Source organism: Mycolicibacterium hippocampi (assembly GCF_010723735.1).
Classification (GTDB): Bacteria; Actinomycetota; Actinomycetes; order Mycobacteriales; family Mycobacteriaceae; genus Mycobacterium; species Mycobacterium hippocampi.
In genome coordinates, this window is sequence record NZ_BLLB01000002.1 from 1,261,299 (window position 1) to 1,288,222 (window position 26,924).

The following is a 26,924-nucleotide window of genomic DNA, read 5'->3' on the forward strand; positions in this document are numbered from 1 at the left end:
GACGCCACCGCTGGAACCGTTCGACGTCGCCGACGTCTAACCGAGCATGGATGACGCACTAGACCCGGAGACAGACGACCTCGTGCGCTGGGAACTCGAACTACTCGCGCACGACCTTGGGCTCACCCGACCCGAGTTCGACCCCGACCCGAGTTCGACGCCCCGGATGCCGGCATCCGTTATTGCGGCGACGACGGCTTGCCACCCGGCCGCGGAACCGCTGGGATTGAGCTGACTGGTGAGTGTCTCTAGGTCGCCGAGGTCGAGGGCGACCGCCGGGCCGCGACCTTCCGGGGAGTAGGAGAATCCGAGGCGCACGTTCATCGACCGGAGCCAGATGTTTCGGGCCTCTGTCTCCTGGCGTTCCCACGGCCTCCTGGAGGCCGCGCCAGCCGGGATCGGCTAACTCATCATGCGGCTGGGACTGTGGGTATTGAGGCGCGCCAGGATGTCACCCGGGACATGCAGATGACCCTGGAACACGCCACCTTGAGTTCTCGTCTTGTGCTCTAACAACACCTCGTACCGGATGCCGGAGTCCAACAGCAGACGCCGCCTGACGGCCGGGTCAGCGTCCCAGTAGTCTCGGTACGTCCGACCGGTCGGGACGTGTTCGGTCCTCGCTGGTTGAATCGGCAGCGCCTCCAGTTCGGTGATGCGAACATCGAGATCGGCGACCTGCTCGGCGAGCGTCTCCAAGACGGCCTGCGACGATGCGCGCCGCATCGCGCCGGTGACTGCCTCCAACTGCATCTTGGCCGACTCCAGCTCGTCGGTGTGATCCGACGCGGGGACCACCACAGGCTCGTGGACCTCCACGTCGCCCAGCTCGTCTAGGAACGTTTCTTCCATCACTGTCTCTAGCCAATCGGCGGGAATCTGACAGCCGTGCCGCTCCGGGCAGTAGTAGTACCGGTACCGCTTGCCCTTGGCTAGCTGAGACTTCTGGTGCATCGCGCTGCCGCACTCCTGGCAGACGGCGATCCCGAGCAACGGGCTCGCGTTGCCGGTTCGGTTCGTCTGCTTCGGCTTCTTGCGCTGGTCCAAAACCACCCGGAGCGAACGGAACTCGGACGCCGTCAGGATCGGCTCCGACTTCATCACGCCGGGATCAGCGTTGCCCTGATGGACCGTATAGCCGAGCAGAGTCTTGGACTCCAGCAGCCGGTGCAGCGTCGTGGTGCTCCACGCGCTCGGACGGCAGTCCGGGCACTCCCACGAGACCACTTCGTGGTTCTCGCACGCCGTGCCCGTTGGGGGCTTGCCCTGGAGTTGCCGTTGTCGGTCGCGGGCGGATGGCACACCCTCGGCGGTGAGCTTGTCAGCGATGGACTGGACAGAGTCGCCGCGCATCACGTCGGCGACGATTCGGCGGATTACCTGGACCGCCTCTGCGTCGTGGACTAACCGGTAGCCGCCTCCGGGCAGCTTCTCGGGCTTGAGCCCGTAGTGAACTGTCTCACCGCCCCATCGGCTGTCGGATCGGAGCTTCTTACGGGCCTGGACAACTCGCTCCCGGATCGCGTTCCGCTCGACCTCGGCGAAGATCGACGCAAGCTTGACCCACACCTGGCCCATCTGGGTATCGGTGTCGATCCCGTCGTCTACGCAGACGATGCGTTTGCCCCGGTCCATGCACCAGCGCAACAGAGTCTCGGTGTCCATCGAAGACCGAGAGATCCGGTCCAGTTTCCACGCGACCAGCACGTCCCAGGGCTGCGGGGGAGTGTCGCTGAGCCACTTGCCGAGCGCCTCCCGGCGGAACGGGTCGACCGCGCCGGAGATGTCCAGATCCTCGGTAATCGCGACCACCGTGGCATCGTGGCCTTGTGCCCACCATTCGATCCGCTCTCGCTGGCGTACCGGAGAAGTCGACTCGTCGGTCATCCGCGACAGCCGCACCGCACCTAGAACGTTGAACCCCGCCATGGTTGAGCACTCTAGCCCGTTAGGGTTGTCCATCGGGACGACCAACCTCGTCGCCGCCAGTGTCGGACGTCAACCCGTGATCCGGCGGTCGGTGCTGACCCTGTTCGGCCACGCGCCACCCGAGGTCGGCGCCGCGCGCAGCGATGCCAACGGAGTCGTGCTCTCCGGTTTCGTCGACCGCGTCGGCGATCCGGTTCCGCTGGTGGCCGCCGACGGGAACCGGTACCCGGCCGAACAGCTGCTGGTCGAGGCGCTGGAGTCGATGGCGGGCCTCGCGACCCGGCAACGGCCCTCAGACGTCGCGATCGCCGTGCCCTCCTACTGGAGTCCGGCGATGTCGGGTGCGCTGCAGAGCACCGTGGCGGCGAGCGAGATCCTGGCGCCGGGCGGGGTGCCGCCGCGGTTGGTCCCGGACGCGGTGGCCGCCCTGACTGCGCTGAACGCCAGCCCCGGTCTGGACCGGCGGGGCACGGTGGCCCTGCTGGACTTCGGTGGCGGCGGTACCAGCATCACCCTCGCCGATGCGGCGTCGGCGTTCGACGTGATCGGGCGCACCGAGAGGATCCCCGACTTCGCCGGAGACCAGATCGACCAGGCGTTGCTGAGCCATGTATTGGAAGGCATCAGCGGTGGGGGTGGCGACGTGGATCCCGGCCAGACCGCCGCGGTCGGGTCACTCGCCGTGTTGCGCGAGCAGTGCCGTACCGCCAAGGAGCAACTGTCCCGCGACACCGTCACCGAGCTGAACGTCGAGCTACCGGGCTACCGCGGTGACATCCGGGTGACGCGGGCCGAGCTCGAGGAGCTGATCGCCCGGCCGCTCGATCGGGTGGTAGGTGCGATCGAAGACATGTTGGCGCGCAACAACATCAGTTGGAGCGGTGTCTCCACGGTGGCCCTGGTCGGCGGCGGCGCCAGCATTCCGCTGATCGTGCAGCGACTTTCGGAGCGGTCGCAGGCCAGGGTGGTCGCCACCGCGCAGCCTGCTCTCGACGCCGGGGTGGGCGCCGCACTGTTCGCCGCGTACGGGCGCGGCGCGGACACCGCCACCTGGGCGGCACCGGCGGTACCCGTGCCGGGACCGCCGGCTCAGGACGCGGACTCGGCGACACTGGGCGCGTTGGCGTGGTCGCAGGACGACGCATCGGGTGACGACGTCGTCCCGTACTCCGGTGAGGACTTCTACGTCGCCCCGGAGGCGTACGAGCCCGTTGACGCCTACGAGCCCGAACCTGTGGATCAGGACGACGACAAGTTCTGGCAGCGCCTGCCCATGTCGGTGTTCGGAATCGCGGCGGCCATCGCCCTCGTCGCGGTGGGAGGCGTCGCGATCGCGCTGACCAGCGTCGACAACTCCGACCAGGAGCAACCACAACCGGGGACCGCTCCGCTGAGCAGCGCGTTCACCCCGTCACAACCTCCCGCGGAGGTCCCGACACTCACCAACGAACCCGCTCAGCCCCCGCCACCGCAGCCGACGGCCGAGGCCCCCCCGCCTGCCGTCGTGCCCACGACGACTCCGCCCACCACGACGGTGCCCACCACCACGACGACAACGACCACCACCACCACAACAACAACGACGACGACCACCACGCCGACGACGACGACCACGACGACCACCACGCCCCCCACGACGACAACGACGACAACAGCGCAGACGACGCAGCCGACCACGCAGGCACCGCCGACCACGACTCCACGCGAGACCACCCCGATGACGACGACGTATCTCGATATCCCGTTCGTCCCGGTGCCCGTACCGATCCCGGTTCCGGACGGCTCATAGCAGTTCCGCGGCCGAGCGAACGGAATTGACGCCGGGGTCAGACTTCGAGGTATAGGGATTCCCCCGATTCCTCTCCGGGCGTTTCGGGCATATGTTTTGCATGTCGGTTCGATCGGCTGTGGAGGGGACAGCCGATCGGGCCGATTTCCGCGCGCTCGGGCTGTCAAGCCGGTCAGAACTTGAGGTAGCCGCCGTCGATGCGCAGTACGTCGCCGGTGTGATATCTGCTTGCCGCACTGGCCAGGTACGCGGCGGCGCCGGCGACCCTAACCGGGCGCCCTTCGGGCGAACGCAGGTGCGCGTTCGGGCCGGATGCCGACCCCGACCACGTAGCCCGGGATGACCGCGAGCCACGGCACCCGCTCGACGAGTCCGACCAGCCCTGTCGGCAGACCTGCGCCACCTTCGCCGCGCACGATCGGCCCGAGCAACCGTTCGTCGATCTGTCGCTGCAGCGCCTGGGTCACCGCGGTGGGAACGATGCGGCGTCGCCGCACCGCGGCCAGATCCCGGTCGGTCACCGCACCCTGCAACAACGGTCCGGCCAGCAGCCGCGCCGCGGCCACCCCGTCCTGCACGGCCACGTTGATCCCGATGCCGCCGGCGGGGGACATGGCGTGGGCGGCATCACCGATGCAGAGCAGCCCGTCGGTGTGCCAGCGGCGCAACCGGTTCAGCCGTACGTCGAGATGCTTGACGTCGTCGAGCGTGGTGATCGACTCGACCGTGTCGCCGGCCTCGGGGAGCAGTTCGAGGACGTCGGCGTGGAACGCGGCGAGCCCGCGGGCCCGCTGTCGGGCATCCGATCCCTTCGGGATGAGCAACGCGATCTGCAGGTAGCCCTCGCGGGGAATGACGATCATCGCCTTCCCCGGAGCGAGCCGCGGGAACAGCGTGTAGTGCTGGTCGCTACGTTGGCGCGGCAGCCGGAACCACCATACGTCGAAGCTGACCGGCCATTCCCGTACCTGGAACCCGGCGTCGTCCCGGACCACCGATCCACGCCCGTCGCATCCGACGGTGAGGTCGGCGAGCAGTTCCCCGGGCCCGTCCGGGCTCTGGTAGCGGACCCCGGTGACGCGGCCGTCGTCGCGCAGCAGCCCGGTCACCTCGGTGCTCATCCGGAGCGTGAAACCCGGCTCAGCCCTGCCAGCCTCGGCCAGCAGGTTGAGCAGGTCCCACTGGGGCACCATCGCCACGTACGGGTGCGGCTGGCGCAGCCGCGAGAAGTCGACCATCGTGACGGAGTGTCCGGGGCTGACCTCGAACGTGCCCTTCTCCAGCCGGCTGTGCGGCAGGGCGGCGAACTGCGGCCACAACCCGAGCTCGTCGATGAGCCGCAGAGTGGTGGGATGCACCGTGTCACCGCGGAAGTCGCGGAGGAAGTCGGCGTGCTTCTCCAGAACGGTCACGTCGACACCGGCCCGGGCCAGTAACAGTCCGAGCACCATCCCGGCCGGACCCCCGCCGACAACGGCACAGGTGGTCTTCTCACTCACGGCACCATGGTGGCTGATCGGGCGGCGACGGGAATCCCGTTTGGGCGATCAGGGAGTCTGCAGTCAGGGAGCCGAGGCCTGCTGGTGTGGGTGCTGGTCGAGCCACTGCTGTCCGGCCTTCGCCGCACGCACCAGCGCACCCCGCTCGCCGAGGTAGGCCGCGACTGCGCCGACCACCGGCAACATGCCCACGTACCGGTAGGGCGCCCGTGGTTGGGGGCGTTTGGCGAACTCGGCGCCCACGGCGTCGAGAAGGCCCACCAGCTTCCACAACGCTTTGGCGATGCCCAGCGGGGTGCGTGAGATCTCCTCTGACGGGAGTTCCGCGCCGGCGTCCTTCACCTCGGACAGGTCTCGCTCACACAGCACCGCGGCCAGCATGCGGACCTGTACGCGACGGTCTGACACCCCCAGTTCGCGCGCCACCGCGCACAGCACGATGGCCTGGTTGGTGAACCCGAGCAGGTCCTGGATCGGCAGTTGACGGCCGACGACACCGAGCACTCCGGGGAACGCCACCGCCACCGTGTTCAACGCTCCGACGCGGCGCACCCACCAGCTGATCCTGGCATCGGTGTCCATGTCATCCCAGGCCGGTGTGCCGGGCACGTCGGCGGCGTTGAGCGCACACGCGATCCCGCCGCCGACCTTGTCGAGCGGCCCGTCATCCGTGTTGGAGTGCCGCCGTTTGAGACCCAACGGGTCTGTTCCCCACAACACGTCCAGCAGCGGGTTGATGACCTGCACGGCACGCCGCAACGCCTCCTCGACGGCGGCGTCGTCGAGCGTCACATCGGGGGTCGGTAGCAGGCTCACTGTCCCATCATGTCCGCTTCGGCCATTCCCCAAACGAGCCAGCCGCCGCACACCCTTGCGGAGAATGCATTATCGCGTAGCGGTATTGCGCTGAGCATTCTACGAGAATACGCTTCTCGCATTCTCGACCACATCCTTTGCGGCTCGCGACGACGGGAGCTTCCACCATCGACGCCTGGATTCTCGACGCCGTGCGCACGCCGCGCGGAAAGGGCCGCCCCGACGGTGCCCTGCACCACGTCCACCCGCAAGCACTGCTCGGACAGTGCCTGGCCGCGCTGGCGACCCGGACCGGTTTCGATCCCGCGGAGGTCGACGACGTCATCGCCGGCAACGGCATCCTCGCCGGGGACCACGGCGACGACATCGCGCGGCTGGCCGTGCTCCTGAGCGGTTGGCCGGAGACCGTTCCCGGCATGACGCTCAACCGTTTCTGCGGGTCCGGTCAACAGGCGATCACCGTCGCTGCGACAGCCGTCGCCAGTGGTGCCGAGCACCTGGTGGTCGCCGGCGGCGTCGAATCGATGTCCCGGTGGGGACTCACCGTCGGGGTACCGACGATCGACGGCGGCAATCCCGCCCTCCGGGCGATGTATCCGACTGTTCCGCAAGGAATCTCAGCCGACCTGATCGCCACCCTGGAGGGCTTCGGCCGCGCCGACGTCGACGCCTATGCGGCACAGAGCCAGCGGCGTGCCGCCACCGCCATCGCCGAAGGGCGATTCGATCGCTCCCTGATATCGGTCACCGCTGCCGACGGGTCGGTGGTGCTCGAACAGGACGAGCACCCGCGACCGGGCACCACGGCCGACAAACTGGCCGCACTCAAGCCGGCATTCGCGGCGATGGGAACGGTGTCGGTCGACGGTGAGGACCGCTCATTCGACCAGATCTGTCTGGACCGGTATCCCGACGTCGACTCCATCGACCACGTGCATCATGCCGGCAACTCCTCGGGCGTGGTCGATGGTGCCGCCGCGACGGCCATCGTGTCCGCCGACTACCTCGAGGCCCACGGCGTGTCGCCGCGCGCGCGCATTCGCGCCACCGCCGCCGTGGGCAGCGAACCGATCATCATGCTGACCGCCCCAGGGCCCGCAGCGCTGCGCTGTCTGGATCGGGCGGGCATGGCCGTCGCGGACATAGACCTCTGGGAGATCAACGAAGCGTTCGCCGCCGTGCCGCTCAAGGCGATTCGCGACCTGGGCCTCGACCAGGAACGAGTCAACGTCAACGGAGGCGCGATCGCGCTGGGCCACCCGATCGGCGCCACGGGGGCGATGCTCATCGGAACCGTGCTCGACGAACTGGAACGTCGCGACCTGGGCACCGGCCTGGTCACCATGTGCACCGGCGGGGGAATGGGCACCGCGACGATCATCGAGCGGGTCTGACCGTGTCCTCCGACGTCGTCACCCTCGACACCCCACGCGACGGTGTCGCCGTCCTCACCCTGAACCGTCCCGAACGCCTCAACGCCGTCGACGAGGTGATGCGCGACGAACTGATGCGGACCCTCGGCACGCTCGCCGCCGACCACTCCGTGCGGGCAGTGGTTCTCACCGGAGCCGGCCGCGGCTTCTGCTCCGGCATCGACGTACGCGACTTCGGTCCCGGGATGCTCGAGGCGACCGCACCCGCGATCGATCGGTTGCGCTTCCAGGAAGCCATGGCCGCGCTGCCCCAGGCGATCCGCGATCTGCCCCAACCCGTCATCGCCGCGGTCAACGGTGTCTGCGTCGGGGCCGGACTGGCGTTGTGTCTGGCATGCGACATCAGAGTGTGTTCGGACAGCGCCACCTTCGGGAACGCCGCAATCCTGCTCGGCCTGTCCGGTGCGGAGATGGGCATGAGCTACCACCTGCCGCGCATCGTCGGCACCAGCGTGGCAGCGGACTGGATGCTCACCGGTCGAACGGTGTCGGCCGAGGAGGCGGACCGCCGCGGTCTGGTCAGCGCAATGGTCGGGCCGAACCGCCTCAGCGACGTGGCGGTGGGGATGGCCGCTGTGATCGCCGGGCACACGCCACTCGGGGTGCGGTTGACCAAGCAGGCGCTGCAAGCGAACACCGACGCCGAACTCGGTGCGGCGCTGCAACTGGAGAACCGAAACCAGGTACTCACCCACGCGACCGACGACGCCGCGGCGCGACGCGCGAAGTGGTCTCGCCGCGGGACTGACTGAAGGGACGACCGATGGCGTGGGACTTCACCACCGACCCGGACTGGGCCGCGCAACTGCGCTGGGTCGAGGAGTTCGTCCGAGAAGAGTGCGAACCGATCGACATGATCGTCAAAGAGTCGCACGATCTCGGTGATCCGGTCCGGCAGGCGCTGATCCCGCCGCTGCAACAGATCGTCAAGGACCGTGGCCTGTGGGCCACCCACCTCGGAGCGCACCTCGGCGGTCCCGGCTACGGCCAGGTCAAGCTGGCGCTGCTCAACGAGATCCTCGGCCGCTCGGAGTGTGCACCGATTGTGTTCGGTTCGCAGGCACCGGATTCGGGCAACAGCGAGATCCTCGCCCACTACGGAACCCCGGAACTCAAGGCGCGCTACCTCGAACCGCTGCTCGACAACCGGATCGTGTCGTGCTTCTCGATGACCGAGCCTCAAGGCGGCGCCGATCCAAAGGTGTTCACCACCTCGGCGGTCCAGGATGGGGATCACTGGGTGATCAACGGCGAGAAGTGGTATTCGTCGTTTGCCTCGATGGCGTCCTTCATCATCGTCATGGCGCTGACCGACCCGGAAGCGCCACCTTACCAACGGTATTCGATGTTCGTCGTACCTGGTGGCACCGCCGGGGTGAACGTTCTGCGGGACGTCGGGCTCGGATACCAGCCACCCGGCGGTGGCCGTGAGGGTTACATCCGCTACGAGAACGTCAGGGTGCCCGCCGATCACATGCTCGGGCCGCGGGGCGGCGCGTTCGTCGTCGCGCAGACCCGCCTCGGCGGGGGTCGTATCCACCACGCCATGCGCACCGTGGGCCTGGTGCGGCGCATCTACGACATGATCGCCGAACGGGCGGTGTCGCGCTACACGCAGGGCAGCGTGCTGGCCGACAAGCAGATGGTCCAGGAGATGATCGCGGACTCGTGGATGGAGATCGAGGCCTTCCGCCTGCTCACGCTTCAGACTGCGTGGAAGATCGATCAGCACAACGACTACAAGGCGGTGCGGGCGGACATCTCGGCGGTGAAGGCGATGATGCAGAAGGTGCTGCACGACGTGTCCGCGCGGGCGCTGCAGATCCACGGGTCGCTGGGAACCTCACACGAGATGCCGTTCGTCCAGTACCTGACGGAATCGTTTGTCCTGGGCCTGGCCGACGGACCCACAGAAGTGCACAAGGTGACGCTGGCCAGGTTGTTGCTCAGGGATGTGGTACCAGCACCGGACGCTTTCCCGTCCGAGCATCTGCTCCGCTTGCGAGCGGCCGCCGAGGCCAAGTTCGCCGACAAGCTGGCCGGCATCCCGCGCGGTTAATCGAGCAGTGCGCGGGCCCGACTCAGCAGCGCCGGCAAGACCGGAGCCATCGCCTCCAGCTCGGGCCGCGGACTGGAACTGCGGCGATTGTGTTTGACGATCAGCGCCCATGTCGCAGCGGATTTGAAGCAGGCCAGGGCCATGAACCAGGCCAGATCCGGTACCTCGACGCCCCGCATGTCGCCGTAGTCCGCAGCGAGTTGCTCGATAGCCGGGACGGCGTCGACGTACGTGCCGGGGCGGCGATAGGTGTTGGGGTCCGCGTTGACGAGAAACCAGCCCAGGTCGATGCGGGGGTCGCCGACCGACCAGATCTCCCAGTCGATCACCGCGGTGATGTCGGTGTCGACGGCGAGGAGGTTGCCCAGCCGGAAGTCGCCGTGCACTACCGCGGGCGCCATCGCTGCCGGGACGCAGGAGCGCAGCGCTTCTGACGTCTCGGGCCACCCCGGCACCCACGCGGGATCGACGGTTCGCAGTGTCGCGCACCACCGGTCGATCTCAGCGGCGGCGCCGAGGACCGGTTCGCCGGCGTATCCGAGGGCCGCAGGCCTCAGTTCGTGCAGCATCGCCAGAACCTTGGCGGCTTTGTGGTAGCGCTCGGAGACAACGGTTTTCGGCGGGCCTTCGACAGTGTCGAACAGCGGCTCGAAACTGGTCCCTTCGACCATCGACATCACGAACAGCGGTGGGGTGTCGGGCGGAGCGCCCACGTCCCGCCACAACACCTCGGGCACCGGCACATTCGTCGCCCGCAGAGCACGGATCATTCGAGCCTGGCGCAACACGTCGCGGTGCCCGACCGGTGGCCGGCCCGGCGTCGCGACCTTCACCACCACGGGCCGATCACCGACCGTGCCCTGAAACGTCAGGCTCGACGCCCCGCCGGCCAGCGGGAGCACATTTGACACACCCGCCGTCGACAGCCGGGCCCGCAACTCGTGGACGTCCAGTTCAGCCACCGAGCCAGTTCACCTCCCGCAGGAAAGGCTGGGTGTGGACGACACGGCCGGTGAGCGTTCTCGGATCACCGGTACACAACCGGAGCGCGGTCTCGGTGATCAGCGCGATGTCCTCGGTGTCGGTCTTGGCAAGGTCGAGCGTACCGGCGCCAGGGGTGGCGACCGGATGGGACGGCGCTGCGGCGTTGACGGCGATCCCGGCGTTGTACAACTCGGCCGCAAGGCTTTTTGTCAACCGGTTGAGGGCTGCCTTTGCCGTACCGTAGATCCCGAAGCCGGCCGATGTGTCGAATTCGGAGAACGGCGGGCCGGTCGGCAGGTCCCCGGCGACCGACGTCAGGTTCAATATCCAGCCCCGGCCACGCTCGCGCATGCCGGGGACGGCCAACTGGCTCAGGTGCAGTGGCGCGACGACGTGCATCTCCAACATCAGCCGGACCCGGCGCTCCGGAAACGTGTCGAGCGGCCGCAGGAACGTCACCGCGGCATTGTTGACCAGGATGTCCGGCGCGCCAACGGTGTCGACGACCTCGGCGAAGAGGCGGTCACGGTCGTCGGCCTTCGACAGGTCGGCTTGCACGGCGAGTGCGTGACCGCCCGCAGCCACGATCTCGTCGCGGGTCTGGGTCAGGGATCCGTCGTACCTGGGGTCACTGTCGAGGGTGCGGGCGGTCAACGCGACCACCGCGCCCTCGCGGGCCAGCCGCACCGCGATCGCCTTGCCCAAACCCCGGCTGCTCCCTGTGACCAACGCGACCTTGCCGTCGCACCCGCCGCGTTCTGGCGGCGTCATCCCGCGATCCCTGCGGTGACACGCACCGGGATGTTCCCCTGCCGGGGTAACCCGGTGATCGCGTCGTACTCGATGTCGGTGGGGACGAGGCGCCCGACATTGCTTCCGCGGTGCCGGAATTCGGCGTCCTCGGCGACGAGTCCGCCAAAAGCGTGATGCATGGCGATCACGTCGCGGCGCAGGGTGTCGTCGGGCTCCAGCACCGCAGGGATGCTGTCATGCGGTGAGGTGATCGTGACCGCGGTGCCCAGCTGTGCCCCCAACGCGGCGATGCTGTCGGGATGCATGTAGGCCGGGTTGTAGGGCTTGCCCCGGTTCAGCCCGGCAAGGTTGGTGCCCGAGGAGTTCATGAAATTCGGGTGCCTGCGCGGTATCAGCCGGTACGGGAACGCGGCGTCGTCGCGGGCGGATCTGAAGTCCTCGGCGAGCACCACGGCAAGGTCACCGAGCAGGTACTCGTTGCCGATGTCCAGCCGGGCCATGCAGTCTGGATCCCGCTCTTGCACAACCGCATCGACGTCGAAGATCTTACCGTGCGGGTGGCGGGCCACCTCGTCGAGGGGGATGCGCGCGGTGGCACACATCTCGGCGAAGAGTTCTTCGGTGGTGAGGTCGGTATCGGCGTCCATGGTGAGCACGATCGGCGGCGACTCCATGTACCGGCCGCCACCTCCGCCGAAGAAGTTGACGAAGAACAAGGTGAGGTTCATCCGCTTGGCGAGGCCCAGGAAGAACTGCCACTCCTCGACGAGGTCGGATCCCGGCGGCGGCTCGACCAGTCGCGGCGCGTACTGCGCGTAGGCGGCGGGGATGCCGGTGCCCGCTGCGTAGTACTTGATCAGCTCGCTGCCCTGGGTCATGGCCGGTGTTTCCATCTGCATCTTCGGCGCGATCACGTAGTGGGCCAGCCTCGAGGTCAGCGACATCTCGGTGTCGAGGGTGACCAGCAGCTCCAGCTTCTCCATCGCCCGCTGGGTCTTGCGCTGGTCCGGCCAGGCCGCCATCGGGTTGCCGCCGATGCAGATCAGCGCCTTCACCTGGCCCTCGCCCTCGAGCAGGATCTCGTCGGCCAACGCGGCCGTCGGCATCCCGCTGACGGTGTCGGTCAGGCCTCGGACCCGCAGCCGTTCACCGTAATCCCATCCCTCGTAGGGCGGCAGCGGCTGGGCTTTGGCGGTGTAGGCGGGCAGCAGAGTGTTGGGCCGGGTGACGGGTTCGCCGGCCCGCTGCCAGCGCCCGCAGATGGTGGTCAGGCACAGTGCAAGGTATTCGAGCAGGCTGCCGTGCATCGCGAAGTTGGCGCCGGTTCCGCAGTTCACCATGCCGCGGCGGGTTCCGTAGGTCGCGAACAGGCGTGCGGCGTCGATCAATTGCGAAGCGGGGACGTCGGCACGTTCGGCGACGTACTCGGGAGTGAAGCCGCCGACCGCCTCGGCGAGCTCGTCGAACCCCTCGACATTCTGTGCCAAGAACTCTGTGTCGCACAGTTGTTCACGAATGATCAGGTTGATCATCGCGGCCAGTATCGACGCGTCCTCGCCCGGGCGCGGCTGGATGTGGATCGCGGCGCGCGCAGCCGTCTGGGAGCGGCGTGGATCGATCACGATGAGCTTCATGCCGCGGCCGATGGCCTCCTTCAGGCGCTGTGCCGGGTTCTGGCCCGGAATCCCGATCGCTTTGGAGACGATCGGATTGGTTCCGACCAGCAACCAGCTGTCGGCTTCGTTGAAGTTGACGTCGCCACCGAGCCAGTGCCCGTGCGCAGCCAGCGCGATCTGCTTGCCGGGTTGGTCGATGGTGTTGGCGGTGAAGAACATCGGCGATTCGATCCCGCGCAGGAACGCGTTGGCCATCAACGGGCTCGCCGGGTAGGGAAGCCCGTTGGTGCCCAGGTACATCGCCACCGAGCGCGGCCCGTGCCGGTCGATCAGCTCACGCAGCAGGGCCGCAATCTCGTCCATCGCGCGTTCGCTCTCCACGGGGGCGTAGGTCCCGTCCGGTTGCCGCTTCTGGCTGTGCAGCAGGCGCGCCGGGTTGTTGTGGATCTCCGGCAGCGCCCGACCCTTCGCGCACGTGTAGCCCTTGAACATCGGGTTGTCCGGATCGCCGGTGACCTTGGTCAGCTTGCCGTCCGTGACTGTGGCGAGCACACCGCAGTGAGCGGAGCAGATGCGGCAGATTCCCGGTGACGTCGACTGTGTGATGCTGAGCACACGCTCAGCATATGGTCGCGCGACGCCCCGCGTTCGGTTTTGGCCCGGGCGTCATTTGTTCGGGTAGTGCGGCTCCTACGGGTTGCCGGGTCCCGGCACGCCGGGGATGTTGGGCACCGCGGGCACGTCGGGCACGTCGGGGACTTCCGGGACCGGAGGCGGGCTGGGAATCTGCGGCGGGGTGATCGTCGTCGTGGGGGGAGTCACGGTGACGGTTTCGGTGTCCGTGGTCGCCGGCGGCGGTACCACGGTGGTCTCGGTCTCGGTGGTCGCCGGCGGGGCCGTCGTCTCGGTCGTCTCGGTCGTCACGGTGGTTTCGGTGGTGGCAGTGGTTTCTGCCGCCGGATCGGTGATGACACCGCACGCCACCCGGCCACCGGCGTCGCCGGTGGCGAGCGTCTCCTGATCGGGGCCGGGAGTGCCGTCGATGGTGTAGCGCGGCGGGATGTTGGCGAAGTTGTCGGCCCCCTCGTGGATCATCAGCGCGGTCTTCTCGCCGGCCAACAGATCGTCGGCGGTGAAGGCATCGGTGGTGGTCACCAACCTCGCGGATCCGTCGGAACGCACCTCCAGCGACGTCAGGTCACCGCTCGCGGGATGGCCACTGTTCCCGGGGGCCTGGAAGTGACCGCCCGCGGAGAGGAAGTCTCCCCGCTCACCGCCGCCGGGAGGTTCCGAATCGGGGTCACACCTGCCCACCGAGTGGATGTGCATGCCGTGGAACCCGGGGGACAGGATTCCGGGCGTCACCGTTTCCACCGTCACGGTGGCGAAGCCGTCGGCGAAATCGATCGTGGCGTCGGCGACCTCGGTTCCGTCGGCGGTGGCCAGTTGGGCGGTCAGCCGTTCGGTACCCGCGGGCGGACCTCCCGGCTCACTCGTGGTCGCCGAGGTCGTCTCCTCACCGGCGGAGTCCTCGGAACCGCAGGCGGTCAGGAGCAGCGCGGGGGTGGCCAGGAGCATTGCGAAGGTGACGGGCTTGAACATGTCTCCACGGTAAAACTTCGGCACCCGGCTGTCGGGCAGTTTGCCGGACAGCGCCGGCTACTGGTGCCTGACCTGGTTTCCGCCGTTGCGCTTGGCGGCGTACATGGCTGCGTCCGCCGCCGCGATGAGGTCGTCGAGCCGCGGTCCGGTGTCCCGGCTGCGCAGGCTCTCGATCGGCATTCTGCTGATGCCGACGCTGGCCGTCACCTCTTCGGGTAAGGCCGCGATGGCCGCACACAGCTGCGTGGCCATCGAGTCGGCGAGGGCGACGTCGGTGCGCACGGCGATCAGGAACTCTTCCCCGCCCGCGCGGCAGATGGCTGCATCCGGCGGGCAGTGGTGCCTCAATAGCTCGGCCACCGCCTTCAACGCGCGGTCACCGACAACGTGTCCGTGCGTGTCGTTGACGCGCTTGAAGTTGTCGAGATCGACCATCACGAGGGTCAGGTGTGCGTCGGCCTCAGTCGCATGACTGAGCTGACGGAATACCCGGTCGGCGAACCCCCGGCGGTTGAGCAGCCCGGTCAGCGGATCGGCGTCCGAGCGCATGGCGTAGGTGCCCATCGCCCGGGACATGCTCCGAATCGAGACCGGCACAGTCAAGTTCAGAAACCAGACCAGCCAGAACGCCGCTACCGCGGTGCCTACGCCCGCGTCGGCGGCCAGCCGCCACGAGGCTGTCGTCGCGATCACGATCGCGACGACGAAGTTGAACGCCAGCAGCTTGGTGCTGTGGAAGAACGCGATGTAGCCACCGGTGACGGCGGTGGCTGTGCAGGCCAGTAGCGACACCGCGGCGGTGGGCTGACCGAGGCTCCAGACTGCCACGAACAGCGTGCCGAAGATGATGGCCGCCTCGGATTGCCGGCGGGTCGGCCACCGGGTGAGCCACACCACCGTCATGCCGATGGTGAGGGCTGCGCCGACCACGCCGAGCGCAACCAATGTCACCGGGGGCCAGCGAAGGGTGCCCAGGAAACTCAGGGGCACCAGTGCCGCTGACACCGATACGATGGCCATCACGATCTGTGCCGAGCGCAGTAGCCCCCGCTGGGTCAAGAAGTCTGTGGTCCAGTCGTATTGGTCTGGTTCCCGCCACCACCGCTGCAACCGCGACACAATCAGCGCACCCCCGGGACGAGGGTACCGCCCAGCTAATCGATCCGACAGGCGATCGGGCCTGCTAGAGCGCGGTGGTGGCCTCCGCGGCCGGCTGCCGGGTCGGGGTGATCCGCCCCTTGACCCCCTTTACCGACGCCCGGTCCAGCAACTCCTGGTAGAGGGCGTCCGAGACGGTGCGGGTGCGGCTGAGAAGGAAACCACTGAGGCCGGTGCGGTCACTGACGACGGCCCACTGGTAGTCCGGGTCGAGGTCGACGATCCAGTAGTTCCCGGGGGGATCGGCCGAGGCCGGCCCGAAGAACCGCACATTGAGCTTGTTGTTCGTGGAGTCGACGGGCAACGCGACGCCGGTGATGGTCGACTGCGGCCCGTTGTTGAAGAAGTAGTTGCCGGAGTTCTCGACCTTGATCGACCCGTCTGGGTTGGGGCTGTACACCGCGGTGGTGTTCACCAGGCCGATCGAGAAGAACTGCTTGACGCTGCCCACCTCGTACCAGGTGCCGAGGTAGCTGTTGATGTCGACGACCGGCGGGGGGCCGAGAACGATGGCGGCGGTGTCGCCCATGACGATGTACTCGTCCGGGGCGCCGTAGATGCCGTTGCCGTCGGTCGGGCCCAGGCCCTGGTACATGTCGTTGATCCAGCCGGTGGCCAGTGTGTAGACGGCCTCGGTGTTGCCGGGTGGGGAGAATCCGGTGACCAACTGCCCGAAGAAGTCGATGAGCGGGTTGGCGCCGATCAGTGAATCGTAGTGGGAGCCGCCTGCCAGGGTCGCGCCGACGAACTGTCCCGGGCGGGCAGCCACCAGCTCCGCGGTGGTGGCGCCGTTGGAGTTCCACGGTTGAGGCGGTGCCGCCACCTGGTAGACGGGGATGTCCAGGGTGTCCAAGCGCTCCAGGGCGTCGGTCACGACGCCGTTCCACGCGAATCCGTCGAACATCACGACGCCCCGCAGGCTGTCGTCGTTGCCGGGGTCGGTCGCGTAGTAGCCTCCCGCCGCGGCGGCGAAGCCACCGCCCGCGGACTGACCGGACAGGATGAAGTTCTCCGGCAACGTCCCCTGGAAACCCGCGGCGAGCGCGCTGGCGTTCAGCGAAGCCCGGTCGGCGAGGAACATGCTCGCGACGGCCTGTTGCATCGGCACGCCGTTGAGCCAGCAGGCCGAACAGGACAACGGGAATGACGAGATGTTGGGCGCCACGACAATGCTGTTGGTCTGCTGCGAGAGCCTCTCGGCCAGCGCGGACACGAACAGCTTGTTGCCGAGGAAGCCGTGCTGCAGCCACATCACGCCCGTCGCGGCGACCGAACCGTCGGCCTGGGTGGGGAGGTACCAGTCCGCGCGGGTGGTGTAGCCGTTGGTACCAACCGGAATGGTCAGCTTGGCCCGGCCGGTCTGGACGCCGGTCACCGTGCCGGCACCGGCCGCGAGCGACCCGGCTTCGGCCACGGCCGTCTCGGGGCGGGCCGTCGAACCGAGCGCCGAAAGCACGTTCAACACCACGGGCGCCACCGGTTCGGGAGACGGCGTCGCGTCTGTCTCCGAGGCCCCGGTCGAGGAGTCCGTCGCGATCTCCACTGTCGTGGCGTCGGCGGTGGGGTCGACCGCGTCGGACACCGATGCCGGCACCGTATCGGCGATCGACTCGGCTGGGGTGTCCGCAGGTGCAGACGTTTCCGCGGGCTCAGCCTCTGCCGACGTCGGCGCCGCCGAGCGCTTCTTTGACGGGGTGGAGTCGTCCTCGGCCGAAGCGTTGGCCTCGCTGTCGTCTGCGGCGGCCTCGCGATCGAGGGTGGACGACGCCTCCGCGTCCGAGCGTCGGGTCGATGAAGAAACCGATCCCGGATCCTTCGAGGTGTCGGTTTTCCTGGTGGCATCGTTGCTTCGCGTCGACGAATCGGCGGATTGCGACGAGTCCTGTCCGGCTGACCGGCTGGTGGCGCCGCTACTGTCGGAGGAATCCGTGTCAGCTGTGGCGACGCCTTGACCTGCGCCGAGCGCGATGCACGCCCCCGCGCTCACAGCCCCGATCCACAGCACCCACCGTCGCGTCGTCACGGCCGGAATTAAACCGTGGATCTGCAGACGGTGGGCGAAATTGTCAGCAACGTCAGCGAGACGTCATTTTGCTGGGCAGGGATGGACAAGTCCAGAGTCGAAAGAACTCGCGGTGGTGAGGGCAGTGAGAGCCCGTCGTCTACCGCTCGCATCTGTGCGGAGTTGCCGCACGGCTGAGGCCGGTGACACCACCGGTGACCTGGTGCACCGGTCCTCTCGAGCGCACGGTTTGTGATGGCGCTACTCGCGAAATGCGTCAGAATGCGTACTTTCGCGGGCGCGCGCGCCGGTGATCGGCGGCGGCAGCTGCAGTCTTCGCTGCCGGATCAGATCGGCCGCCTTCTCTCCGATCATGATGGCCGTGGCATTGGTGTTCACGGGCAACAGTCGGGGCATGATCGACGCGTCGGCTACGCGCAAGCCTGCCAGGCCGCGCACCCGTAGGTCCGGGTCGACCACCGCATCCGGTCCGGTGCCCATCGCACACGTACCGACGGGGTGGTAGTACGTGGTGGTGCCGCGAGCGACGAAGGCGCGCAGTGCCACCTCGTCGGTGACGTCGGGCCCGGGCAGCACCTCGCGAGTGCGCCAGGGCCCGAACGGCTCGCCCGCCGCGATCTCGCGAGCCACCTCGATACCGTGGACCATGCGCCGCACGTCGGATTCCGCACCGAGGTAGTTCGGGTCGATCAGCGGCGGCGTCGCCGGATCCGGCCCCGCCAGCCGGATCGAACCGCGCGCGTCCGGCACCGTCGCCACCGCCAGCGTGTAGCTGTTCGGCGGTGCAGCCAGGTGCGGCGGGTGAAAGGGCACGTGGATGAACATCAGTTGCATGTCCGGGCCGTCCAGCGCGTCGTCGCTGCGCCACAGCAGTGACGTTTCGGCGAGATTCGTCTGCCCGGCCGGAATCGGTTGCGCTGCCTCGTAGACGACGCCGCACAGCGGATGGTCGTGCAGATTCCGGCCCACCCCTGGCAGGTCGTGGACGACGCCGACGCCGGCGGCTTCGAGTTCTGCGGCAGGCCCGACGCCCGACAACAGCAGCAGCCGCGGAGAGTCGACCGCGCCGGCGCTGATCACCACCTCGGCTTCGGCATAGACCGTCATTCCGCGGCCGTTCTGTACGAAATCAACTCCCACACAGCGGTTTCCCACGAATCGCAGGTTGTGGGCGCGAGAGTTCGTCATGACGCTCAGGTTGGCTCTGTGACGCACCGGATGCAGGTAGGCGGCGGCGGTGCTCTGCCGCGTCCCGCCGGAGATCGACAGATCATGCCAGCCGGCTCCCTCCGCGTCAGCGCCGTTGAAGTCGGCGGTCAGCGGGAAACCGGACGCGACCGCCGCGTCTACGAACACCTGCGACAGTGGATTGGCCACCTCGGCCGCGGTGGGTGCCGGCGACATCGGGCCCTCGGTGCCACGGTAGCGCGGATCCCCGCCCCGGACCGTCTCCATGCGCCGGAAGTAGGGCAGCACCGAAGCGTAATCCCAACCGACACAACCGGATTTGGCCCAGCCGTCGTAGTCGGTCGGGTGGCCGCGCAGATGCACCATCGCGTTGATGCTGCTGCTTCCCCCGAGTGTGTGGCCGCGCGGCCAGTTGTGGGCGAAGCCGGCTGTGCCCGGCTGCGGGACGGTGTTGTACGAGTAGTCGACCTCGGTGCCCCACAACGCCGGCCACGCCGGTGGCGCCGCGATTTCGGGCCTGGTGTCCCCCGGCCCGGACTCGAGTAGCAGCACCTGGACGGTCGGGTCCTCGGACAGCCGGGCGGCGATCACACTCCCCGCCGATCCGGCGCCGATAACCACGTAGTCGTAGTGCGCCAGCGACGCATCGCCGGCGGCCCAGCGTGCCGCGGCGACGGTGGTGATGTCCTGATCGAAGGCCGATCGCAAGTCAGTTCTCCTCGAGTCGGTTGAACGAGCACAGGCCGCCGGCGCCGGCGGCGCTGTATTTTGCATATTGGAAGGTCCGGTCTCCCGCGGGGAGATGGCCGAGGAGGCAGGTTTCATGCGGTCCAAACTGACCATCGGAGAGTTCGCCACCGTGACGCATCTGAGCGTGCGGACGTTGCGGCGCTACCACGAAGCCGGACTCCTCGAGCCCGCAACGGTCGATCCATTCACGGGTTACCGGTACTACGAGGCCGACCAGATCCCGACGGCGCAGGTCATCCACCAGCTCCGTCGACTCGATGTGCCGTTGGTGGAGGTCCGGTCGATCCTCGCCACCGATGACCCGCAGCGACGGGCCGACGTGATCGCCGGCCACCTCAGCCGATTGGAGGCCGAGCTGAACCGGACCCAGGCAGCCGTGGTGTCGCTGCGCCGGCTGCTGCGCCCGGAACCAGCCGATGTTCACGTCGAGTTGCGGTCGGTCCCCGCCCGCACCGTCGCCGCGATCTCGGGCGAAGTGCGCGTTGGCGATTCGCTGGGTTGGTATGACGCTGCGATGGCCGAACTGGACGCGGCATATCCGGAAGCCGACCGCACCGGCCCGCCCGGCGGGCACTACGCGAACGAGCTGTTCTCCCACGGCGTCGGGGTGATGACCGTCTTCCGGCCGGTCCGTGCCCCCCGTCCCTCCGGCCGGATCGAGGCCATCGAGCTTCCGGCGGCAGATCTCGCCGTCGCCGTCCATTCCGGACCTCACGACGACCTCGACGTCACCTACGGCCGGCTCGGCGCTTGGGTGGTGTCCCACGCGCTTGCGGTGGACGGGCCGATCCACGAGACCTATCGGGTGGGCCCCCGTGACACCGAGGAGCCGACGAGGTGGCGGACGGAGATCGGCTGGCCGGTGTTTCAGCTCGCCCCGTTGAGTGGGACGGACCAGGGCAGCGGCGATCACGTGACGGTGGCGCCGGCAGCCTCGCCGATCAGATCGGCGACTGCCTCGGGGTGAGAGACCGTGACGGCGTGGGACGCATCGATCTCCACCGTCTGCGATTTCGCCCGTTCACCCATGAAGCGCATCGACTCGGCGGGGATCGCGAGATCCTCGGTGGTGACCATGTTCCACGAGGGAATGTTCTTCCACGCAGCCACGGTCGCCGGCTCGTTCAGGGCGGCCTCGGCGATCGGTCGTTGCGTCGCCGCCATCAGCCCGGTGACTTCCGGTGCCACGTCCGCGGCGAACACCCTCCGGAACTCGTCCTGCCTGATGTAGAGGTCGCTACCCTCCTCACCGCCGGGCAGTGGGAACGCGACGGTGTCCAGCGCCGGTCCGAGCTCGGCGCCGGGAAACTTGGCCGCCAGCTGTGAGGTGCTCTCACCGGGTTCGAGGATGAAGCTGGCGATGTACACAAGCGCCTTGACATTCGGGTGCCCGGCGGCTGCCTGGCTCATCACCGACCCGCCGTACGAGTGCCCGGCCAGCACGACCGGGCCCGACACGCTGTCCAGGACGCTCCCGACGTACTCGGCGTCGCTGTGCAAGCCGCGCAATGGGTTTGCCGCAGCGATCACCGGATAACCGTCGCGCTGGAGATCCTCGATCACGCCGTTCCAGCTCGAGGAGTCGGCGAACGCTCCATGGACGAGCACCACGGTGGGTTTGCCCTCCGCTGCCGTGGGCTGTCCATGCGGATCCTGTTGCTCGGCTGTCGCATCGCCGCACCCGGAGAGGGCGGCCATGGTGACGCCGGCAGCGATGGTCGTCAGTGCAGAGGTGAGTTTCATGGTGCGCTCCTGAGGGGTGTGACAGGGATGTGTCGTCGAGGTCAGACGGAGGCAGCGGCCTCGAGGATGAAATCAGCGACCGCATCGGGCTGCGAAGCCGGAAGCGCGTGCGAGGCGCCGGGAATCTCGGTGCTGGCGCGGGCGTCGGCGCGCCCGGCCATGAAGCGGAAGGTCTGCGCCGGGATGGCGAGGTCGAGTTCGGGATAGATGAACCAGGACGGCAGCGTCTTCCACGCCGGTTCACCCGATCCCTCGTTGAGTGCGGCGGTGTTGAAAGGACGCTGCGTGACGGCGTCCAAAGCGGCTTGCTCCGCGCTCAGGTCTGCGCAGAAGTGCTGGTGGTAGGCGTTCTGGTGGATGTACACGTCGGCGGTGCCGTCGGCGAGCGGCACCTCGTAGAGGTGCTCACCGAGCGTGGCGCCGGGGTACCTGCCGAGCAGATCGGGGGTGGTCTCGCCCTTGTCGGGGGCGAGGCCGGCGACGTACACCAGAGCTTTGACGTCGGCGTTGTCGCGGGCGGCGTTGGTGATGACCGCGCCGCCATAGGAATGGCCCGCCAGCACGATCGGGCCCTGGATACCGGCCAGCAGATCCGCGACGGCGGCGGCGTCGGAGCTCAGGGTGCGCAGCGGGTTGCCCGCGGCGATGACGCGGTGTCCGGTGGTGTGGAGGCGGCGGATGACGCCGTTCCAACTGGCGGACTCGGCGAAGGCGCCATGGACAAGCACGATGGTGGGTTTCATTGTGGTGGCTCGCTTTTGTGGAGTGTGCGGATGCCGTCTTCGGCCCGCACACTCCACTGTCGTGTCCGTGACGGCCCGGCGAATCTGTCATCCGACTACCGGTCCAACGGGCACCGATCCCAGCCGGTGCAGTCGTTCGACCTAATTGCGTCGCTTCGGCTTGAACCGGCATCGCCAGCGCGATATATTGCATATCGCTAATCCACGCCGGGCGGTGCCGTTCGCCTCAGGTCGGGTGACTGGCCGCTCAGGGAAAGGTCGGGATGGGACGCGGTATCACCGGAAGTGCCTGTGCAACAACGAAAGCAGATCGAGGCCGGTCAGGCCTCTGCGGCGTGCGCGTCCAAAGTCAGCCAGTTTCGCCGTGTTTCGAGCGCGGCAGCCTCCGCGTCGCCGGCCCCGGCGAAGGCGATGATCCGGGCGTGCTGGGCGACGGAATCGCGTCCCTGCAGCGAGGCGAACCGGATGCGCTCCACCCGTCTGAGCACCGGGGTGTACTGGTCGAGAACGGTGCGGATCGCCGCGTTCCCCGAACGGTCGACGGGGATTCGGTGGAAGGCGTCGTCGGCATCAACGGCTGCGACGACATCCCCGGTTCGCAGCGCCTCGGCGAAAGTGTTGTTGGCGGCCCGCATACCGGTCAGATCGGCCTCGGTGATCAGTGGCACCGCCGTGCGCACTGCAAGCTCGTTCATCGCGGCCGTCACCTCCTGCGCGTCTGCCAGGGTGTGAGGGTCGATCGGGCTGACGATCGTGTAACGGCCCGGTTTGGTCTCGACCAGTCCGGCCGATTCGAGGCGGGCCAACGCCTCCCGAATTGGTGTCCGGCTCACGCCGAGCCAACTGCTGAGCTCTCCGTCGACCAGTCGTTCGCCCGGTTCGAGGGTGCCGTCGATGATTGCGTCGCGGATCCTCACAAACACGCTGTCGCGCAGCAACTGCCGCCCTTCGGGACCACTGGCAACGGGAACCGGCATACCTCAATCATGCACCGTCGGTCTCGGGCACGGGCGTGAACCCATCACCTGACCCCCGGACCCACCGTCAAAAGGAGAATCATGTCCGTTGCCGACTTCGAGCGGTATCCGTTGCTCTTCGGCCCCAGCCCCGTCCATCCGCTGGAGCGGCTGAGCGAGCACCTGGGCGGTCCGCGGATCTGGGCGAAGCGCGAGGACTGCAACTCGGGACTCGCCTACGGCGGTAACAAGATGCGCAAGCTCGAGTACATCGTCCCCGATGCGCTGGCCATGGGGGCCGACACCTTGGTCTCCATCGGCGGTTATCAGTCGAACCACACCCGCCAGGTGGCCGCAGTCGCCGCGCGGCTCGGCATGAAGTCCCGGCTCGTGCAGGAGCGGTGGGTCGACTGGCCCGACGTCGTCAACGACAAGGTGGGCAACATCCTGTTGTCCCGGATCATGGGCGCAGACGTACGCCTGGACCCCGCTGGATTCGGCATCGGGATCAAGGACTCTTGGGAGACCGCGCTCGAAGAGGTTCGTGCGGCAGGCGGCGTGCCCTACGGAATCCCCGCAGGCGCCTCCGAACACCCGCTCGGCGGACTGGGTTTCGCCAACTGGGCCTACGAGGTGCGGGAACAGGAACAGGAACTCGGCGTCTTCTTCGACACGATCGTCGTCTGTACAGTCACCGGTTCGACACACGCCGGGATGATCGCCGGATTCGCGGGACAGCACCGCCCGCGCCGTGTTCTCGGCATCGACGCCTCCGCGACCATCGAACGGACACGCGCGCAGGTAGCCCGTATCGCCCGCAACACCGCCGAGCTCATCGGTCTCGGCCGGCCACTGCAGGAGGACGAGATCACCGTGCTGGACGGCTGGGCCGGTGACCGGTACGGCATCCCGGTGCAGTCCACCATCGACGCGATCAGGCTCACCGCCAGCCTCGAGGGGATGATCATCGACCCGGTTTACGAGGGGAAGTCGATGGCCGGACTCATCGACCTGGTCCGGGGAGGGCAGATCTCACCGGAGTCGACGGTGCTCTACGCGCACCTGGGAGGACAACCGGCCCTCAATGCGTACGCGGGTGCGTTCGACTGACGGGGACGTCCAGGCTCGGGTCGGCGGACAGCGCGTCCCGAAGCCCAGCCCGCGAGGACACGCCCAGTTTGGGGAAGACGCGGTACAGGTGCGCGCCGACGGTCCGGTGCGACAGGTAGAGCCGTTCGGCGATCTGCCGATTGGTCATCCCGCTGGCTGCCAAGTGCGCGATCTCCAGCTCCTGCGCCGTCAGCGGAGCAGAGGTGGGCGACGATTCACCACGGCGACGGAAGCCGTTGGCGTGCAGCGCTTTTCGGGTTCGCTCCAGCCACGGCTCGGCTCCCATGGCCTCAAAGCCCTCGCGGGCATCGAGGAGGAGTTGCCGTGACCTGTGTGAGATCTTGCGCCGCCGAAGGCTTTCGGCATGGGCCAGGCGGATGCGGCACGCCTCGAACAGCCACCGGTAGGAGGCAGGCGCGGTGAGTAGTTCTTCCAGTCGGGCATCCGCTGCGTCGTCATCGAGGACCAGCGCCTCCACCCCGCGCTGGATGAGCTCCATCCGCGGGGACAGCGCGCCGACGTCGGCCTCGCGTATTGCTTCGACGTGCGCTCGGGCGTCCTCGTTGCGTCCGGTGCGCAGCGCCGCCTCCACGAGGTCGAACATCACCCAGGTGCTTTGCGGTACGTAGGAGGTGAGGACGCCGGCCGGGCTCAGCGCCGCGGCGTGGCGGAATGCGGCGTCGAAGTCACCTGTGGCCGAAGCGGCGAGCGCACGCGGATGGTGGGAGTACCGATGGACACTGGTGATCCCACGGGGCTTCGCCCAGTGGCTCATCTCGTCGGCGAGCGCGAACGCCTCGTCGGCACGGCCGCGGCCGGCCGCCATCAGCGCCCGGTTGTACAGGAAATACCACGTGAAGAAGGTCAAACCGGTGGTGATGCAGAGTTCTTGCCCCTGCTGCGCGAGCTCCTCGGCCTCGTCCCAGCGGCCGGTGAGGTAGTCATCCAGGCACAGGTGCATCAGCGCTCCGATATGCCTACGCGGGGAACCGCCTCCGCGCCCCTGGTGAACCAGCCGCCAGTGCGCTTCCCGCGTGTCGGCAAGACGGTCCAGATATACCGATGCCGAGCCGATGCGGATGATCGTCGACGGGTTCTCTTCGCCGGGAAGCGTCGCGAGAATGCGCTCCAGCTCAGGTGCGGCCGCGGCACCGGTACGAACCGGGTCGACGAACGTTCTGCTGACCAACGCAAGAATCTCCGGCGGTTCGGGGGTCAGTTTCCGCAAGGCGCGGAAGAACGGCTCCCAGTGTGCGGGCGTGCCCGCGTACCACGAGAGAAGCAGCAGGGTGTGCATTGCTTCGACCAGCGCTGTGTTGTCGGCCCGGTAGCCGTGATCGGCGGTCTCGATGGCACCTACCAGGAGCCGGTGCGCGGTGTTCACGTCACCGTCTCCGTTGAGCATCAGGAACGTCGCGGCGTTCGCCGCATGCAGTGAGCCACTGGGGTCCGGGCCCGCTCGGCGGGCCTCTGCCAGAAGGGTGTTCGGGTTGCCGACGCTGCCTCCGGCTTCCGCGCCGATGTATGCGGCCTCAGCCAGCCTGCGTCCCCGGCCAGCGGTCGTTGTGCTCAGTTCGGCTGCGCGGACGAGCGCCGAGACGGCCCCGAGCGCATCGCCGCGCAGCATTGTCCGATGTGCCACGCCGTCGAGCATGCCTGCGGCCGTCTCGTCCGGCCCGACCGCCGCTGCGGCCAGATGCCAGGCTCGTCGCTCGGGATCACCATGTGGCAAGTCGGCCAGCACGAGGTGGGCGTGGCGCCGTTCCTCGTGCGTGGACATCGCAACAATCGTCGACCGGATCAGCGGGTGGCGGAACGTGATTCGCGCCGCGCTATCGTCGACGTGTACCAGTTGCGCTCGCTCAGCGGGTGCCAGATCACTCAGGCCGAATTGCTCGCCGGCCGCCTCGCGGAGCAGCCGGACATCGCCGGTGCTTTCGAAGGCCGCGACGAGCAGCAACCGCCGAGTGGGTTCTGGGAGCGCTGTGATGCGGGAGGCGAAGAGGGCTTGCAACCGATCGCTCAGCGGCACGTCGTCGGGCTGGTCCGTGTTCTGGGTGTCGGATCCGGTCAGCGGGGCGGCCATTTCGACCAGTGCGAGCGGATTGCCCTGGGCCAGGTCGAGTACCCGCCGGCGGGTCCGAGGTGGCAGGTGGGGGAACCGGTCGTCGATCAAGTGTTCCGAGGCGTAGATGTCGAGTGGTTCGACGAGCTGCTCGGTCAGCCCGCGCCGGTCGAGGAAACTCGCGCTGCCGGTTCGGCAGGACATGACCACCCCGATGGGGTGACCTGTCACCCGCCGGGCGATGAAACCGAACACGACCGCACTGGCGCGGTCGGTCCACTGCACGTCGTCGATGAGGAGCAGCGCCGGTGTCTGCTCGGCGACCGCGGCGACGAGCGACAGTGCTGCGTTGCAGACGAGCAGCTCGCCCGGCGGCATGCCGGACCCGAAGCCCAGCGCCACCGACAGGGCGTCTTGCTCTCCAGGTGCGAGGCGTCCCAGCTCGGCACGTAGGGGGAGCAGAAGCTGGTTCAGCCCGGCGTAGCTGACGTCGGCCTCGAACTCCGCCCCCGAGGCGCGCAACACGAGCATGTCGGCCGCGCCCGCCAGGTCCGCTGCGGCGTCGAGCAGAGCGGTTTTACCGACACCGGGTTCACCACGGACGAGGCGGGTGTCGCCGGTGTGTTGTGCCCGGTCGAGGAATCCCGCGATACGGTGCAGCTCCACGCCGCGACCGAACAGATTCACCATGGTGGTCCGTACCCCTCG

Annotated in this window: 20 protein-coding genes and 1 pseudogene; 6 read left to right on the forward strand and 15 right to left on the reverse strand. The window is 68.0% G+C overall.

What is annotated here, in order from left to right:
- Positions 1 to 402 precede the first annotated feature (402 nt).
- Entirely contained in the window at positions 403 to 1,929 is a 1,527-nt protein-coding gene (locus G6N53_RS07135) for a recombinase family protein (protein WP_163887843.1), read from the reverse strand.
- Between G6N53_RS07135 and G6N53_RS07140 the strand changes: the two genes are divergently transcribed.
- Positions 1,928 to 3,718 carry an Hsp70 family protein gene (locus tag G6N53_RS07140; protein WP_163887844.1) on the forward strand — a complete coding sequence of 597 codons (1,791 nt, stop codon included), beginning with the start codon at positions 1,928 to 1,930 and terminating at the stop codon, positions 3,716 to 3,718. The genes G6N53_RS07135 and G6N53_RS07140 overlap by 2 nt on opposite strands.
- A gap of 172 nt (positions 3,719 to 3,890) precedes the next feature.
- Here G6N53_RS07140 and G6N53_RS30125 read toward each other — a convergent pair.
- The 3 genes and pseudogenes from G6N53_RS30125 to G6N53_RS07155 all read right to left on the reverse strand — a co-directional run.
- Positions 3,891 to 3,983 (reverse strand): annotated as a pseudogene (locus G6N53_RS30125) (2-deoxy-D-gluconate 3-dehydrogenase); the annotation flags it as partial.
- A gap of 1 nt (position 3,984) precedes the next feature.
- The gene (locus G6N53_RS07150) at positions 3,985 to 5,217 is read right to left on the reverse strand and encodes an FAD-dependent oxidoreductase (RefSeq protein WP_163887845.1); all 1,233 of its coding nucleotides are present in this window, start codon (positions 5,215 to 5,217) and stop codon (positions 3,985 to 3,987) included.
- Positions 5,218 to 5,280: 63 nt separating this feature from the next.
- The gene (locus G6N53_RS07155) at positions 5,281 to 6,033 is read right to left on the reverse strand and encodes a hypothetical protein (RefSeq protein WP_163887846.1); all 753 of its coding nucleotides are present in this window, start codon (positions 6,031 to 6,033) and stop codon (positions 5,281 to 5,283) included.
- 179 nt (positions 6,034 to 6,212) lie between these two features.
- On the opposite strand from G6N53_RS07155, the gene G6N53_RS07160 reads away from it, so the two are divergent.
- From G6N53_RS07160 to G6N53_RS07170, 3 genes are read left to right on the forward strand one after another with little or no spacing between them, the layout of a single operon-like run.
- Positions 6,213 to 7,427, forward strand: coding sequence for an acetyl-CoA C-acetyltransferase (locus G6N53_RS07160; RefSeq protein WP_371870879.1), 1,215 nt, complete (start codon positions 6,213 to 6,215; stop codon positions 7,425 to 7,427).
- A gap of 2 nt (positions 7,428 to 7,429) precedes the next feature.
- On the forward strand, positions 7,430 to 8,218 hold the full coding sequence (locus G6N53_RS07165) for an enoyl-CoA hydratase/isomerase family protein (RefSeq protein WP_371870807.1): 789 nt from the start codon (positions 7,430 to 7,432) through the stop codon (positions 8,216 to 8,218).
- A gap of 11 nt (positions 8,219 to 8,229) precedes the next feature.
- Positions 8,230 to 9,525, forward strand: coding sequence for an acyl-CoA dehydrogenase family protein (locus G6N53_RS07170; protein WP_163887847.1), 1,296 nt, complete (start codon positions 8,230 to 8,232; stop codon positions 9,523 to 9,525).
- On the opposite strand, the gene G6N53_RS07175 is transcribed toward G6N53_RS07170, so the two are convergent.
- From G6N53_RS07175 to G6N53_RS07205, 7 genes are all read right to left on the reverse strand, one after another.
- Positions 9,522 to 10,487, reverse strand: a complete 966-nt coding sequence (locus G6N53_RS07175) for a phosphotransferase family protein (protein ID WP_163887848.1) — start codon at positions 10,485 to 10,487, stop codon at positions 9,522 to 9,524. The genes G6N53_RS07170 and G6N53_RS07175 overlap by 4 nt on opposite strands.
- Entirely contained in the window at positions 10,480 to 11,280 is an 801-nt protein-coding gene (locus tag G6N53_RS07180) for an SDR family NAD(P)-dependent oxidoreductase (protein WP_163887849.1), read from the reverse strand. The genes G6N53_RS07175 and G6N53_RS07180 overlap by 8 nt, the downstream gene beginning before the upstream one ends.
- Positions 11,277 to 13,493: a molybdopterin-containing oxidoreductase family protein gene (locus G6N53_RS07185; RefSeq protein WP_237166448.1), complete on the reverse strand. Its 2,217-nt coding sequence runs from the start codon at positions 13,491 to 13,493 to the stop codon at positions 11,277 to 11,279. The genes G6N53_RS07180 and G6N53_RS07185 overlap by 4 nt, the downstream gene beginning before the upstream one ends.
- A 75-nt stretch (positions 13,494 to 13,568) precedes the next feature.
- Positions 13,569 to 14,480 (reverse strand): superoxide dismutase[Cu-Zn], encoded by a 912-nt coding sequence (sodC, locus tag G6N53_RS07190; RefSeq protein ID WP_163887850.1) that lies wholly within the window; start codon positions 14,478 to 14,480, stop codon positions 13,569 to 13,571.
- A gap of 57 nt (positions 14,481 to 14,537) precedes the next feature.
- The gene (locus G6N53_RS07195; RefSeq protein ID WP_163887851.1) at positions 14,538 to 15,599 is read right to left on the reverse strand and encodes a GGDEF domain-containing protein; all 1,062 of its coding nucleotides are present in this window, start codon (positions 15,597 to 15,599) and stop codon (positions 14,538 to 14,540) included.
- A gap of 64 nt (positions 15,600 to 15,663) precedes the next feature.
- Complete coding sequence (locus tag G6N53_RS07200) at positions 15,664 to 17,661, reverse strand: lipocalin family protein (protein WP_163887852.1); 1,998 nt, start codon at positions 17,659 to 17,661, stop codon at positions 15,664 to 15,666.
- 240 nt (positions 17,662 to 17,901) lie between these two features.
- Positions 17,902 to 19,557 carry a GMC family oxidoreductase gene (locus G6N53_RS07205; protein ID WP_237166449.1) on the reverse strand — a complete coding sequence of 552 codons (1,656 nt, stop codon included), beginning with the start codon at positions 19,555 to 19,557 and terminating at the stop codon, positions 17,902 to 17,904.
- Positions 19,558 to 19,672: 115 nt separating this feature from the next.
- Between G6N53_RS07205 and G6N53_RS07210 the strand changes: the two genes are divergently transcribed.
- A complete protein-coding gene (locus tag G6N53_RS07210) occupies positions 19,673 to 20,566 on the forward strand; it encodes a MerR family transcriptional regulator (protein WP_163887853.1) in 894 nt (297 codons plus the stop codon).
- Here the strand turns inward: G6N53_RS07210 and G6N53_RS07215 are convergent.
- The 3 genes from G6N53_RS07215 to G6N53_RS07225 all read right to left on the reverse strand — a co-directional run bounded on the left by G6N53_RS07215 (position 20,509) and on the right by G6N53_RS07225 (position 23,062).
- Positions 20,509 to 21,342, reverse strand: a complete 834-nt coding sequence (locus G6N53_RS07215) for an alpha/beta fold hydrolase (RefSeq protein WP_163887854.1) — start codon at positions 21,340 to 21,342, stop codon at positions 20,509 to 20,511. The genes G6N53_RS07210 and G6N53_RS07215 overlap by 58 nt on opposite strands.
- A 41-nt stretch (positions 21,343 to 21,383) precedes the next feature.
- On the reverse strand, positions 21,384 to 22,085 hold the full coding sequence (locus tag G6N53_RS07220; RefSeq protein WP_163887855.1) for an alpha/beta fold hydrolase: 702 nt from the start codon (positions 22,083 to 22,085) through the stop codon (positions 21,384 to 21,386).
- Positions 22,086 to 22,405: 320 nt separating this feature from the next.
- On the reverse strand, positions 22,406 to 23,062 hold the full coding sequence (locus G6N53_RS07225) for a GntR family transcriptional regulator (RefSeq protein ID WP_163887856.1): 657 nt from the start codon (positions 23,060 to 23,062) through the stop codon (positions 22,406 to 22,408).
- 81 nt (positions 23,063 to 23,143) lie between these two features.
- Between G6N53_RS07225 and G6N53_RS07230 the strand changes: the two genes are divergently transcribed.
- Positions 23,144 to 24,151 carry a 1-aminocyclopropane-1-carboxylate deaminase gene (locus G6N53_RS07230; RefSeq protein ID WP_163887857.1) on the forward strand — a complete coding sequence of 336 codons (1,008 nt, stop codon included), beginning with the start codon at positions 23,144 to 23,146 and terminating at the stop codon, positions 24,149 to 24,151.
- On the opposite strand, the gene G6N53_RS07235 is transcribed toward G6N53_RS07230, so the two are convergent.
- The gene (locus tag G6N53_RS07235) at positions 24,123 to 26,906 is read right to left on the reverse strand and encodes an AAA family ATPase (protein ID WP_163887858.1); all 2,784 of its coding nucleotides are present in this window, start codon (positions 26,904 to 26,906) and stop codon (positions 24,123 to 24,125) included. The two genes, G6N53_RS07230 and G6N53_RS07235, sit on opposite strands and share 29 nt — an antisense overlap.
- Positions 26,907 to 26,924: the final 18 nt, after the last annotated feature.

Excerpts from the sequence above, each read along its gene's own strand:
- G6N53_RS07140 (WP_163887844.1), top strand. The coding sequence starts at position 1,928 with ATGGTTGAGCACTCTAGCCCGTTAGGGTTGTCCATCGGGACGACCAAC.
- G6N53_RS07135 (WP_163887843.1), bottom strand. The coding sequence starts at position 1,929 with ATGGCGGGGTTCAACGTTCTAGGTGCGGTGCGGCTGTCGCGGATGACC.
- G6N53_RS07170 (WP_163887847.1), top strand. The coding sequence starts at position 8,230 with ATGGCGTGGGACTTCACCACCGACCCGGACTGGGCCGCGCAACTGCGC.
- G6N53_RS07180 (WP_163887849.1), bottom strand. The coding sequence starts at position 11,280 with ATGACGCCGCCAGAACGCGGCGGGTGCGACGGCAAGGTCGCGTTGGTC.
- sodC (WP_163887850.1), bottom strand. The coding sequence starts at position 14,480 with ATGTTCAAGCCCGTCACCTTCGCAATGCTCCTGGCCACCCCCGCGCTG.
- G6N53_RS07210 (WP_163887853.1), top strand. The coding sequence starts at position 19,673 with ATGCGGTCCAAACTGACCATCGGAGAGTTCGCCACCGTGACGCATCTG.
- G6N53_RS07215 (WP_163887854.1), bottom strand. The coding sequence starts at position 21,342 with ATGAAACTCACCTCTGCACTGACGACCATCGCTGCCGGCGTCACCATG.
- G6N53_RS07220 (WP_163887855.1), bottom strand. The coding sequence starts at position 22,085 with ATGAAACCCACCATCGTGCTTGTCCATGGCGCCTTCGCCGAGTCCGCC.
- G6N53_RS07225 (WP_163887856.1), bottom strand. The coding sequence starts at position 23,062 with ATGCCGGTTCCCGTTGCCAGTGGTCCCGAAGGGCGGCAGTTGCTGCGC.
- G6N53_RS07230 (WP_163887857.1), top strand. The coding sequence starts at position 23,144 with ATGTCCGTTGCCGACTTCGAGCGGTATCCGTTGCTCTTCGGCCCCAGC.
- G6N53_RS07235 (WP_163887858.1), bottom strand. The coding sequence starts at position 26,906 with ATGGTGAATCTGTTCGGTCGCGGCGTGGAGCTGCACCGTATCGCGGGA.